Annotated in this window: 12 protein-coding genes, 1 tRNA gene and 1 pseudogene; 5 read left to right on the plus strand and 9 right to left on the minus strand. The window is 70.8% G+C overall.

What is annotated here, in order from left to right; genetic code table 11:
* Positions 1-16: 16 nt before the first annotated feature.
* Positions 17-1858: an NHL domain-containing thioredoxin family protein gene (locus ACFY6S_RS21920; protein ID WP_388824074.1), complete on the minus strand. Its 1842-nt coding sequence runs from the start codon at positions 1856-1858 to the stop codon at positions 17-19.
* Between the two features lie 136 nt (positions 1859-1994).
* On the opposite strand from ACFY6S_RS21920, the gene ACFY6S_RS21925 reads away from it, so the two are divergent.
* Positions 1995-2489 carry an LURP-one-related/scramblase family protein gene (locus ACFY6S_RS21925; RefSeq protein WP_388824076.1) on the plus strand — a complete coding sequence of 165 codons (495 nt, stop codon included), beginning with the start codon at positions 1995-1997 and terminating at the stop codon, positions 2487-2489.
* Between the two features lie 54 nt (positions 2490-2543).
* Here ACFY6S_RS21925 and ACFY6S_RS21930 read toward each other — a convergent pair whose 3' ends face one another.
* Complete coding sequence (locus ACFY6S_RS21930) at positions 2544-3359, minus strand: carbon-nitrogen family hydrolase (protein ID WP_388824078.1); 816 nt, start codon at positions 3357-3359, stop codon at positions 2544-2546.
* A gap of 185 nt (positions 3360-3544) precedes the next feature.
* Between ACFY6S_RS21930 and ACFY6S_RS21935 the strand changes: the two genes are divergently transcribed.
* A complete protein-coding gene (locus ACFY6S_RS21935; RefSeq protein ID WP_388824080.1) occupies positions 3545-4369 on the plus strand; it encodes a maleylpyruvate isomerase family mycothiol-dependent enzyme in 825 nt (274 codons plus the stop codon).
* 272 nt (positions 4370-4641) lie between these two features.
* Here ACFY6S_RS21935 and ACFY6S_RS21940 read toward each other — a convergent pair whose 3' ends face one another.
* From ACFY6S_RS21940 to ACFY6S_RS21955, 4 genes are all read right to left on the minus strand, one after another.
* Positions 4642-5943, minus strand: a complete 1302-nt coding sequence (locus ACFY6S_RS21940) for a nitrate/nitrite transporter (protein ID WP_388824082.1) — start codon at positions 5941-5943, stop codon at positions 4642-4644.
* Positions 5940-6614 carry a GntR family transcriptional regulator gene (locus ACFY6S_RS21945; protein ID WP_388824084.1) on the minus strand — a complete coding sequence of 225 codons (675 nt, stop codon included), beginning with the start codon at positions 6612-6614 and terminating at the stop codon, positions 5940-5942. Before ACFY6S_RS21945 ends, ACFY6S_RS21940 begins: the two co-directional genes overlap by 4 nt.
* A gap of 143 nt (positions 6615-6757) precedes the next feature.
* Complete coding sequence (locus ACFY6S_RS21950; protein WP_388824086.1) at positions 6758-7735, minus strand: NADP-dependent oxidoreductase; 978 nt, start codon at positions 7733-7735, stop codon at positions 6758-6760.
* 130 nt (positions 7736-7865) lie between these two features.
* A complete protein-coding gene (locus ACFY6S_RS21955) occupies positions 7866-8237 on the minus strand; it encodes a MerR family transcriptional regulator (protein WP_388824088.1) in 372 nt (123 codons plus the stop codon).
* Between the two features lie 545 nt (positions 8238-8782).
* Between ACFY6S_RS21955 and ACFY6S_RS21960 the strand changes: the two genes are divergently transcribed.
* The gene (locus ACFY6S_RS21960) at positions 8783-9010 is read left to right on the plus strand and encodes a hypothetical protein (RefSeq protein ID WP_388824090.1); all 228 of its coding nucleotides are present in this window, start codon (positions 8783-8785) and stop codon (positions 9008-9010) included.
* Between the two features lie 233 nt (positions 9011-9243).
* Here ACFY6S_RS21960 and ACFY6S_RS21965 read toward each other — a convergent pair.
* The 3 genes from ACFY6S_RS21965 to ACFY6S_RS21975 form a co-directional block, all read right to left on the minus strand.
* Positions 9244-9333: transfer RNA gene (locus ACFY6S_RS21965), tRNA-Ser, on the minus strand.
* Between the two features lie 142 nt (positions 9334-9475).
* Complete coding sequence (locus tag ACFY6S_RS21970) at positions 9476-10009, minus strand: hypothetical protein (RefSeq protein ID WP_389462587.1); 534 nt, start codon at positions 10007-10009, stop codon at positions 9476-9478.
* A 180-nt stretch (positions 10010-10189) separates the two neighbouring features.
* Positions 10190-10372, minus strand: a complete 183-nt coding sequence (locus ACFY6S_RS21975; RefSeq protein ID WP_388824094.1) for a hypothetical protein — start codon at positions 10370-10372, stop codon at positions 10190-10192.
* Positions 10373-10797: 425 nt separating this feature from the next.
* On the opposite strand from ACFY6S_RS21975, the gene ACFY6S_RS21980 reads away from it, so the two are divergent.
* Positions 10798-11721 (plus strand): FkbM family methyltransferase, encoded by a 924-nt coding sequence (locus tag ACFY6S_RS21980; protein ID WP_388824096.1) that lies wholly within the window; start codon positions 10798-10800, stop codon positions 11719-11721.
* Between the two features lie 180 nt (positions 11722-11901).
* Positions 11902-12210, plus strand: a pseudogene (locus ACFY6S_RS21985) (UTRA domain-containing protein); the annotation flags it as partial.
* Between the last annotated feature and the right edge of the window lie 5 nt (positions 12211-12215).

Below are 12215 nucleotides of genomic sequence, written 5' to 3' on the forward strand. Positions count from 1 at the left end.
CCGGTCGGGCGCCGGGTCAGGCGTCGAGTCCGGCCAGGACGAGCCCCAGCCGGGACGTCCCCGCCTCCGTCACGTGAACGGGGACGCCCCAGTCCTGCTGATGCATGTGGCAGGCCGGGTACTCGTTCAACGGGTCGTCGTCGCAGGACGCCGCCATCGCGGAGACGTGCAGCACGCCCTCCGTGACACCGCTGTCCGGGGCGGCCAGCACCAGCTCCCGGCTCAGCTCCGTACCGGCGCCCGCGCCGTCCGCCAGCAGCTCGGGCGGGGTGGCGGAGACGAGCAGCCGGGTCGAGGGACCGTAACGGGTGTCGAGCTTCTGGCCGATCGGCGCGGTGAAGACGACATCCAGCCGCAGCGCGCCGGGGGCGACCTCGGTCGCGGCCCGCTGGGTGCGGTGGGCGACGGACTCGACGCGCACCGCCTCGTCCGGCAGCCGCAGCCGGGTCAGCCGGTGGCGGGCGGACTCGACCACCACGATGTCCTCGCCGACGAGCACGGCGTCGCTCGGCTCCCGCAGATCGGTCGCGAGCGTGGTCACCTCACCGGTCGCCGGGTCGAAGCGGCGCAGCGCGTGGTTGTACGTGTCGGAGACGGCGACCGAGCCGTCCGGCAGCGCGGTGACGCCCAGCGGGTGCTGGAACAGGGCCTGCTCCGCCGCGCCGTCGCGGTGGCCGAAGTCGAAGAGGCCGGTGCCGACGGCGGTGCGGACGACGAACCCGTCGCCCTCGCCGTCGCGCTCCACCCACCGCAGCGAGCTGGTCTCCGAGTCGGCCACCCACAGCCGGTCGCCCGCCGCGCTCACCGCGAGCCCGGACGGCTGGGCGAACCACGCGGCGTCGGCGACCCCGTCGACCAGGCCCTCGTTGGTCGTACCGGCCGCGACCCGCACCGTCCCGGTCGCCGGGTCGTACGTCCACAGCTGGTGCACCCCGGCCATCGCGATCCACACCCGGTCCGCCCACCAGGCGACGTCCCACGGCGAGGAGAGGTCCACCTCCAGCGCGGGTCCCGAGGTCGGCGACCCCTGCCACCACTGCCGTCCGGTCCCCGCGACGGTCTCGATCGCGCCGTCGGCCGGGTCGTACGTCCGCAGCGCGTGGTTGACGGTGTCCGCGACGATCACCTTGCCGTCCGGCAGCAGCGCGAGCCCCTGCGGCTCGCTGAACGCGTCGGCGCCGAAGCCGCGCTCACCGCCGCCGATCCGCCGTACGACACGCTCGCCGTCCGGCGCCAGCTCGACCAGCTGGTGGCGGGTGGAGTCCGAGACGAGGAGGTTGCCGCCCGGCAGCACCAGCGCCTTCCCCGGGAACCGCAGATCGCTCGCCACGGCCTCCGGCTCCACGTACGGCCCGTCCCCGCGCCGCAGCGTCCCCTTCGCCGCGTGCTCCGCCTCCAGCTCGGTGACGAGCCTCTCGATGGCGTGCGCGTGCCCCTCGCCCGCGTGCTGGGCGACGACGTACCCCTCGGGGTCGATCACCACCAGCGTGGGCCAGGCCCGTACGGCGTACTGCTTCCAGGTCGCCAGCTCGGGGTCGTCGAGGACGGGGTGGTGCACCTGGTAGCGCTCGACGGCGTCCACGACCGCCTGGTGCTCGGCCTCGTGCACGAACTTCGGCGAGTGCACACCGATGATCACCACCGTGTCCCGGTGCTTCTCCTCCAGCTCGCGCAGCTCGTCCAGAACATGCAGGCAGTTGATGCAGCAAAAGGTCCAAAAATCGAGAATCACGATGCGTCCCCGCAGGTCAGCGAGGGTGTAGGCGGTGTCACCCGTATTGAGCCAGCCGCCCTTGCCGGTCAGTTCGGGGGCGCGCACGCGGGCGCGACGGGCGGGGGCGGGAGTCGCATCGTTCATGAATCAAGGGTGCCACTCCGCCGGGGCTGCCCGTGCGGGAGGTGCGCCTGCGGGAGGTGGGACCGCGGGGGCACCCGTACGCGTGCACCTGTACCCGTACAGTCATCGGACCGCCTCGCCGGGGTAGGCGTCCGGCATGAAATATCTCGTGCGCGACAAGATCTTCGCGATCGGCGACGACTACTGGATCGAGGACGAGCAGGGCCGGCAGGCGTTCCTCGTCGACGGCAAGGCGCTGCGGCTGCGGGACACCCTGGAGCTGAAGGACCCCTCGGGACGGGTGCTGATCACCCTCCGCGAGAAGCTGATCAGCCTGCGGGACACGATGACCATCGAGCGGGACGACGAGACGCTCGCGACCATCCGCAAGAAGCGCCTCTCGCTGCTGCGCAACCACTACCGCGTGAAGCTCGCCGACGGCAGCGAGCTGGACGTGAGCGGGAAGATCCTCGACCGGGAGTTCGCGGTCGAGTACGACGGCGAGCTGCTGGCGCACATCTCGCGCCGCTGGCTGCGGGTGCGGGAGACGTACGGAGTGGACGTCGTACGGGAGGACGCGGACCACGCGCTGCTCATCGCGGTGGCGGTGTGCGTGATCCGGATGGCGGAGAAGGAGCGGGAGGACGACTGACGGGGCCGCACCGGGCGGGACGGTGATCGGCCGTCAGGCAGCGGTGTCCCGTCATCAGGCGCCGGACGGAGGGGCCAGCCCCAGCTTCCGGTCCCGCAGCACCGGGAACCGCTCGCGGGTCGTGGCGACCGTCCCCGGGTCGAAGGCGACCGTCAGCACCTCCTCGCCCGTCCCCGCCTCGGCGAGCACCTCGCCCCAGGGGTCCACGACCATGCTGTGGCCCGACTGCTCCACCCCCGCGTGCGTACCGGCGGTGGCGCAGGCCAGGACGTACGCCTGGTTCTCCACGGCACGGGCCCGCGCCAGCAGCGTCCAGTGCGAGCGCCGGCGGGCGGGCCAGCCGGCGGGGACGACGAGCAGCTGCGCGCCCGCGTCGGTCAGACCACGGAACAGCTCGGGAAAGCGCAGGTCGTAGCAGGTGGCGAGGCCGAGCGTGGTCTCCGGCCGGTCACCGCTCGCGGGCAGCGCCACGGTGACGAGCGCGTCGCCCGCGTCCATCAGCGTCGCCTCGCCCTTGTCGAAGCCGAAACGGTGGATCTTGCGGTAGGTACGGACCGGTTCACCGGCGGGAGAGATGACGAGCGAGGTGTTGTACAGCCGTCCGTCCCCGGCCCGCTCCACCACCGAACCGGCGTGCAGCCAGACCCGCGCGTCACGCGCCGCCTCCGACACCGCCTGGAACGTGGGCCCTTCGGCCGCCTCCGCCTCCTCGGCGAAGGTCTCGTACGCGAACGCCCCGACCGGCCACAGCTCCGGCAGGACGACAAGGTCGACGCCGCGCTGCTCCCGTACCAGTGAGGCAACGCGGTGCCTACGGGAATCGACGGATTCGTCCGGGTCTACTGCGATCTGGAGCAGGGAAGCGCGCACAGTACCACCGTCCTGGCATTCGAGCCGTCAACACGGGCCTACGATCGTCACACGAAAGCACTGCCGGGGTGCCATCGGGCAGCGTAACTTAGCTGCCGAGCCTCCTACGCAGCCCGCAGCCGTACAGCCGTAGCCCGCCCGCCTAGCAAGCCAGCCCGCGTACCGCAGAACCGCCGAGGGGTCCCGTGACCGTCCATCCCAGCCTTCAGAACTACGCCGATGCCTGGACCCATTCCATCGAGGCCATAGTCGAGCTGGTGCAGCCACTCGTCGAAGGCGAGTGGAACCGGCGCACGCCGTGCCCCGGCTGGTCCGTACGGGACATCGTCTCGCATGTCATCGGCATGGAGTGCGAGATGCTCGGGGATCCACGGCCCATTCACTCGCTGCCACGCGATCTCTACCATGTGCAGAGCGAGTTCACCCGCTACATGGAGATGCAGGTGGACGTCAGGCGCCACCACACCGCGCCGGAGATCGTCTCGGAGCTGGAGTACACGATCATCCGCCGCAACCGGCAGATGCGGAACGAGACCCGTGCGCCCGAGACCATGGTCCCGGCGCCGCTGCGCACCCAGCAGACCCTGGAATCCGCCATGCGGCGGCGGGCGTTCGACCTCTGGGTGCACGAGCAGGATCTGCGGACGGCGCTGGGCAGGCCCGGCAACATCGACTCCCCCGGCGCCCTGGTCACCCGGGACGTGCTGCTGGCCGCGCTGCCGAAGGTGGTGGCCAAGGACGCGGGGGCGCCGCCGAATTCGGCGGTCGTGATCGATGTGACGGGCCCTCTGGAGTTTCTCCGTACGGTCAGGGTCAACGCGGACGGGCGCGGCTCGATCGACGGTTCGCCGTCGCTCGGTCCCGTGGTGACACTGGCGACGGACTGGGACACGTACTTCCGGCTGGCGTGCGGGCGGGTCCGGCCGGCGGCGGTCGCGGACCAGATCAAGATCGACGGGGACGAGGAGCTGGCGGAGGCGATCCTGCGCGAGTTCGCGGTGACGCCGTAGGCGCGGATCGGGGCGTGGGCGCCCGGGCGACGGGCTGACGGGCTGGCGTAGCGGGCTGAGGGGCGGGCCGGCTTGGCGGGCGGGCTCAGGGGCGGGCCGGCTTAGCGGGCGGGCTGAGGGGCGGGCCGGCTTGGCGGGCGGCGGGGGCTGCGGGGCAGGCGGCGGGGGCTACGGGGCGCCCGACGTGCGGCGCCCTGGCCCTCTGCCCCGACCGACCGACCGCCCCGCCCCGCCCCGCCACCGGGCCGAGGGCGCGTCCCCGCGTCCCGGCCTCACACGGGTACGTGCACAGCCTCCACCCGGCTCGCCACCAGCCGCTCCCGCTCCCGGCGGGCCGTGCGGTCGCGCAGCCGCAGGATCTGCACGACCCCGATCGCTTCGAGGACGAAGACGGACGAGAAGGCGATCCGGTAGTTGTCGCCGGTCGCGTCCAGGAGCACGCCGACCGCGAGCAGCGTCGTCATCGAGGCGACGAAACCACCCATGTTGACGATTCCGGAGGCCGTGCCCTGACGCTCCGGCGGGTTCGCGGGCCGGGCGAAGTCGAAACCGATCATCGACGCGGGACCGCAGGCTCCGAGGACCACGCACAGGGTGATCAGCAGCCACATCGGGGCGTGCGCGCCGGAGTGCAGCAGCGTGGCCGCCCAGAGCAGCGCGGTCGCCGCGACCGTACCCAGCGCGAGCGGGGCCCTGGCCGCGTGATGCCGGGCGATGACCTGCCCGTACACCAGGCCGACGACCATGTTGGAGAGCACGATCAGGGTGAGCAGCTCACCCGCGACGGCGCGCGACAGGCCCTGCGCCTCCACGAGGAACGGCATCCCCCACAGCAGCAGGAAGAACATCGCGGGGAACTGGGTGGTGAAGTGCACCCACATCCCGAGCCGGGTGCCGGGCTCGCGCCAGGACGCGCTGATCTGCTTCCGTACGTAGGCGGCGCCCGCGTGCTCGGCGGGCGGCGGCTCGTGGCCCTCCGGGTGGTCCTTCAGGAAGAGGAGCATCAGGACGAGCACGAACACCCCGGCGAGCGCGCTGCCGGCGAAGGTCGTCGTCCAGCCGAGGCCGTGCAGGGTGCGGGAGATGAAGATGGTGGAGACGAGGTTGCCCGCCATGCCGAAGAGGGCGGCGATCTGCGCGACCATCGGCCCGCGCCGGGCCGGGAACCAGCGGGTGCCGAGCCGCAGCACGCTGATGAACGTCATCGCGTCGCCGCAGCCGAGCAGCGCGCGGGAGGCGAGGGCCGTGCCGTACGACGGGGAGAAGGCGAAGCCCAGCTGTCCGACGGTGAAGAGGACCACGCCGAGCGTGAGCACCTTCTTGGTGCCGAGCCGGTCGACCATGAGGCCGACGGGTATCTGCATGCCCGCGTACACGAGCAGCTGGAGTATGGAGAACGTCGACAGGGCCGAGGCGTTGACCTGGAACCGGTCGGCGGCGTCGAGACCGGCCACCCCCAGGCTCGTACGGAAGATGACGGCGACGAAGTAGACGGCGACGCCGATGCCCCAGACCCAGGCGGCCCGGCGGCCACCGGGCGGATCGCCGGGCAGTGTGACGGCGGCGGCGCTCACCGGGCCTCCCCCCTGACCAGCACCTTGACCCGGCTGACATGGCTGCGCACACAGGCGGCGGCGCGGTCCGCGTCGCCCGCCCTGATGGCTTCGAGCATCTCGGCGTGCTCGGTGACGTTCTTGGCGATACGGTCCGGATGGGCCTCAAGCACGGCGACCCCCATCCGCAGCTGCCGGTCCCTGAGCTGGTCGTACAGCTTCAGCAGGATCTGGTTGCCGGCGTGGCGCACGATCTCGGCGTGGAAGCTCCGGTCGCTCACGGCCACCGCCGCGAGGTCCCCGTCCTCGGCCCGCCGGCGCTGCTCCTCCAGCCGCTCCTCCAGCCGGGCGATCAGCGCGGCGGAGGCGGGTACGGCCTTGCGTACGGCGAACTCCTCGACCAGCAGCCGGGTCTCGACGACGTCGGCGATCTCCTGCGCGGAGACCGCCAGCACGAGGGCGCCCTTCTTCGGGTAGAGCTTGATCAGCCCCTCGACCTCCAGCTTCAGCAGCGCCTCGCGCACGGGGGTACGGGACACCCCGACGGCCTCCGCCAGCTCCCCTTCGGTGAGCAGGGTGCCGCCCTCGTACCGGCGGTCCAGCACCGCTTCCTTGATGTGGCTGTAGACCCGCTCGGCGGCGGGGGGCGGTTTCACGGGCACGACGGACGCGGGAGCGGGCGCGGATGGCATGTGCACAGCTTAGATACAACAGAGGTGCAACAGAATTCGGCGTCCACCATCCGGACGCCCCACCCCTCCCCGGGTCCCCCAGGGCTCTCCGGGGTCGCTGTGGGCCACCCGCGCCCGGCCGCCGCGCCGGCCGTCCTCTCGGCTCAGCCGTGGGACGGGGCGGCACCGGGGGTGGTGCCGGGGGTGCCCGGGGTCGTGTCGGGGCTCATGTCGAGGGCGACCTTGCCGAGGGCGTGACCGTCCTCCACGAGGGCCAGGGCTTCGGCCGCACGGGAGAAGGGATAGGCGGTGACGCCGGGGTCGAGGCTCCCCCGCAGCATGAGCGCGGCCCCCTCTTCGAGATCGGCTCGCTCCAACCGGCGGCGCACCATCTCGCCCCCGAGTTCGGACACCGTCTCATCGGTGACGGACACCACCTTCTTGGGGTCCCTGGCCAGCGGCGCCACGGTGCGCAGGGACGCGCCGCCGACGAGGTCCACCACACCGTCGACGCCGTGCGGCGCGAGATCGCGCACCCGGCGGACGACATCACCTTCGGTGTAGTCGACGAACGTCACGCCGACCGCTTCGGCGAGCGCGCGCTTGGCGGTGCCGCCCGTACCGATGACCTTCAGGCCACGATCGCGGGCGACCTGCGCGGTCACGTACCCGACGCCTCCTCCGACTCCGTTGACCAGCACCGTGGCGCCGCTGGGCAGGTCGAGCTGATCGATCGCGTTGAGGGCGGAGGTGACCGCCACGGGGATGATCGCCGCCCAGTCGTCGCGGAGCCCCTCGGGCTTGCGCGCGGTGTGCGCCCCGGACAGGAGGGTGGTCCTCGCGTAGGTGCCGCCCCCGGTGAGCGCGCAGCCGAACACGGAGTCGCCCACGTCGAGCCCCTCGACCTCCGCCCCCACGGCCAGCACGACACCGGCGGCCTCCGCGCCGAGCACATGCGGGAACGGCCGTTCGCCGAAGAACTGCGGCGCGATGCCGGAACGCAGTTTGTGATCAAGGGGATTGACGCCGGCGGCGGTGACCCGCACCAGCACTTCCGACGGGCCCGGGACCGGGTCCGGCCGGTCGAAGAACTCCTGGACCTGCGGCCCGCCGAACTCGCGGAACCCGAACGCTTCACTCATGGTCATCTCCTGGAACACATGTCACGGGCGCCGACGCCGCACGGCGTCGCCTCCCTGCCGATGTCTCCAGACGCTAAGACTTGACATCAATGTCAAGTGCAAGCCCAGCCCGCGGGGCTGGGCGTCCGCGTCAGCGCGCGCGTGCGGCGGCGCAGTCGTAGTGGGGGTCGACCGCGGCGTCGATCACATCGTCCAGGCGGTCGCGCACCGTGAGCAGATCGGAGATCCGCCGCTCCACCCGCCGGCGTTCGGCCGCCAGCAGCTCCACCACCACCGGACTCCGCTCGCCCGCGTCCACGCAGGGCAGCACCTCGCGGATGGCCTTGCTGGAGAGCCCCGCCCCGTAGAACAGCTGAATGAGCCGGACCCGCTCCACGGCGGCCTCCTCGTACTGCCGGTGCCCGGCCGGCGTCCGCGTCGAGACGAGCAACCGCTGCTGCTCGTAGTAACGAAGCACCCGAGTACTGACCCCCGCTCGCGCGGCCACCTCACCGATGCGCACTGGGCTCTCCCTCCGTCAGGACACACTCCCTGCCACCCTGGCACAAACCACGACGAGAACGACGGCGCCCGCAGTCGCCCCCCAAAGCCCCGACGAACGCAGGAAGGGGCGCCCTCGACGAGGAGCACCCCTTCTGACCTGCACATATGCTGACCTGCTGCGGTGGGTGTGGGATTTGAACCCACGGTGACATCGCTGCCACGACGGTTTTCAAGACCTTTTGCCGGTCGAGCGACTTCTGGGCTCCGTCGCAGGTCAGACGAGTAAGGGCGCCCAGACGGAACCGTTGTCGACGCCATCGTGTCCGCTGCGTGCCCCTCACTCGCGATCGTGGCCCCGCCACCACGTGGACGCCGCCGCCGAGCTCAACGACCGCCCCAGGAAAAGCGCTCAGCTGGGAAGCCCCTCCGAGCCCCGGGGTCAACTCCCGCGAGCATCTGACCAAGCGGGCCGATCCGGGCGCCGGACACATGGACCAGCCCTAAGGTGGTGGCATGGCAGCGTCAGAGTGGGAACGACTCACACGCGTTCGGGCAGGTCAACGCATGAAGATGGTCGCGCGGCACATCATCCGACGTCCTCTGTTGATCGCTGGCCTCATCGGCGTGCTCGTCCTGTTCAATTTGGTGAGGGACGGCTTTGCCCTGGCCTACGGGCTGGCAGCCCCAGCCGGAACTTTTCTGATCATGGCCAGCATGGGCCGCTACCGCAGACCGCCTGAAGACCCGGCACCCGAAGACGCTTCGCTTCATGATCAGAGGTCGTCGGACTGAGCCGGTGGGACGTGGCAGTCAGTCCGACGCAGCGGACGCCGAGCCGTCGTTTTCAGCGTCCGACCCGCTGAGCCAGGAGTCCGACGCCGCCGCCACCTGGTCGTCACGGCCGACAACGGGCCGGGCGTATCCGTGCCCGACAGAGCGGGAAACCAGGGGGAACAGCGGCGCCCGGCGGGGAACGGCCATGGCAAAGGCCCCCGACCATACGTACTGGTCAGGGGCCTCTCACCTGGCGGTGGGTGTGGGATTTGAACCCACGGTGACATCGCTGCCACGACGGTTTTCAAGACCGTTCCCTTAGGCCGCTCGGGCAACCCACCCATGCCCCGCCCACCTGCTGCGGAGCGGCTACAGCCTACCGGCCCCGGCTGATGTCGGGGGCCGTTGGCCCGTCCCCGGCCCACGGGATCCGAAAACGGCCCGCGCCGAGGGACCCGGCCAGGATGCCACGCACGCTCAGCGTCACGCAGAGGCAGCATCGTCGTCGCGGCGAGCGGCGGGAAGCAGCAGATCCCGCTCCGGGTGATTCTCGCCGGTGACCTTGCCCTGAACCCCGAGGTTGACCCGGGCTGCTTCGTGAAAGGCGTTGATCCCGCGGAAGGCGGCGCGGTTCCGCTCCCGCCATTCCTCCAGCGTTCCCACGGTCTTCCCGGTCGCCTGCCAGTCGATGGCCCGCACCATGGCGTGCAGCTCGTGAGCCGCCTCCACCACCTCGTCACCACCGAGCAGCATCACCTGCTCGAACGACCGCCCGCGCTGCCGCTCGGCGTCGGCCATCTCCGCGAGCATCTCGACCTCAGAGTGCTCGCTCCGCCGGATCTGCTCCCGGTGCTCGTACAACTGCACAGCGAGGAAGATCCCGGCCCGAACCCGGTCGACGAAGCCCGCGTACGCGTCCAGCTTCCGGTCATCCCACCGGGTCAACAGCTGCCGTTGGTGCCGGCTCCGCTCCATCACGTAGTTGGTCAGATGCGTCGTGAACGCACCCAACAGCACGGCAGCGATGGTCACGAGCTGTTCGCCGGTACCCAACTTGTCCCCCAGCAGCCGAAGTCATCCAGATCTCTCAGGATCTTAGAAGCGCGGCTGCCGGGAGGCAGAGGGATCGTTGCGACAGGATGGCTCGGGTCGTACCTCGCCGCTCCGGGCAGGAGACCACCCTGACGCCGAGCAGCGCTATCGGCGGCCTGCGTCGAACCCGAGGACGACGATCACCAGCCCGACGCCGGTCATGGCAACGGTCAGGGGCACAGCAAGGCTTGGGTATCGGTGCGTCACGTCCATCAAGCCGACGAAGACAAGGGCGAGCACGATCAACAGAAGCGTCTGGGTGGGGTTCTGCGGGCCGGTCGGGTTCATCTGGCTTCTTTCGGATCCGGGCATGCGTCAGCCGCATACGAGGGGATGGAAGCGAGCGCTCGGGGACCAAGCGACGGGTCCGGGCTCGACGGGGCCACTATGAGGAGAGCGGTGGTTAGCCGCGCAAGCTCGCTGGGAGCGGCTCTGTCTCAGCTGCACCGGGCGGCGCCACCCGTTGTCGGCCTGGCACCGGACTTGCCAGTGAACGACTTCCATTCCACACCTCTGACCTGCGACTATCCAAAATTTCCACCCCTGTGCAGCCTTGAATGGACGGCGCGTCCACGCTACGGAGCGCGCAGCAGCTGCGCCTTGGACAGGCGCCTACACCAGCACCGGCATAGCCGCGCAACCCCGGCGCGAGCATCGCGAGCAGCCGCGGCAGGGCTACGGTTGACGCGGGACCCGGCGGAGAGGCCAGTTGGATGCTCAGTCGCAGCTCAGATCTCTTGATCACTCTCGGCAGGGGCTACCTGCGAGACGCCCCCGGGGCCCTCGGCAAGGCCACCTTGGCCGGGCGGTACGTGAACCCGCGGCTGCGCGAGCGCCCGCGACAGCGGGTTGTCCGCTCGCGGTTCGATGCTCGGTTCGCAGTGGACACTCAGGACCTGATCCAGCGGTATCTGTACATGTTCGGGGTGTGGGAGCCACACATGACGCGGTGGCTTCAGGGGCGACTACGGCCCGGGGACACGTTCGTCGACATCGGGGCGAACATCGGGTACTACAGCGTGCTCGCGGCCGGACTGGTCGGGGCCGAGGGCCGGGTCGTGGCGATCGAGGCGTCTCCCACATTCCATCAGAGGGTGCTCCAACACGCGCAACTCAACGGCCGCCCCAATATCCGGGCGGTGAACGGCGCCGTCTCCGACAGCAGGAGAGCCCTGACGTTCGTGCTCGCCAGCTCGGCGAACATGGGCGCGAACAGCATCGTCCCGTACGACGGGCCGGCCGAGTCGTCGTTCGAGATCGAGGCGCTGCCGCTGCCCGAGGTGCTCCTGGCCGAGGAGATCACGAGCGCCCGGGTGATCAAGATCGATGTCGAGGGAGCCGAGGGGCCCGTCGTGCGCGGGATGGTGCCCCTGTTCGACAAGCTGCGACCCGACGCCGAGATCACGGTCGAAGTGTCCCCCGACCGGATGGCACTGCTCGGCGACTCCGCCGAGGAGTTGCTGCGGACGATGCGAGACCACGGCTTCCACGTCTACCGGCTCGCCAACGACTACGCGCCCGAGAGCTACCCGGCGGCGATACGGAACAAGGCCGTCGTACCCGTGCGGTGGCGGGGGACCCTCGATGGCGAGAGCGATCTGGTCTTCTCCCGGATCGACGCGGAGACGCTCCCTTGACGTACGCCCGACGCGACTGCGGCCCGGCCCCTTCCCTTACGGGGGAGCCGGCTCGCAGCGTCACCCCCGGGATCACGGGACCGTCATCCTGGTCCTCGTCACCGTCCGGCTCCGGCAACCGCACCCCTCAACTCTCCGCCAACCGAAGCACATCACCGAGTGGCTCCGTCACCCGCGCCCAGTTGGGAGCCGTAGGACCTCATGTCGGGCACTCTCATCGTGCTGCCCGAGGGCGGTCGGCGCGCCGACGCGGGAGTCGTCGACCGCATGGCCGAGATCGGCATCACGGTCAGCCACGTCGTGGCGCAGCCCGAGCCCGGCCGGGCCGACATCGAGGAAGCGACGCTCCTCGGCGTACAGCGCGGCGCGCTCGTGACGCGCATCCGGCGGACGTACTGCAGCGACGACGCACGGCCGGTCGAGACGGCGGACATCGTCACCCCGGTGGCCACCTGCGAGATCGCCTACGAGATGCCGGTCAGCCCGTAACCGGT

It is taken from the genome of Streptomyces sp. NPDC012835 (assembly GCF_042900885.1).
In the GTDB taxonomy this organism is placed as follows: Bacteria; Actinomycetota; Actinomycetes; order Streptomycetales; family Streptomycetaceae; genus Streptomyces.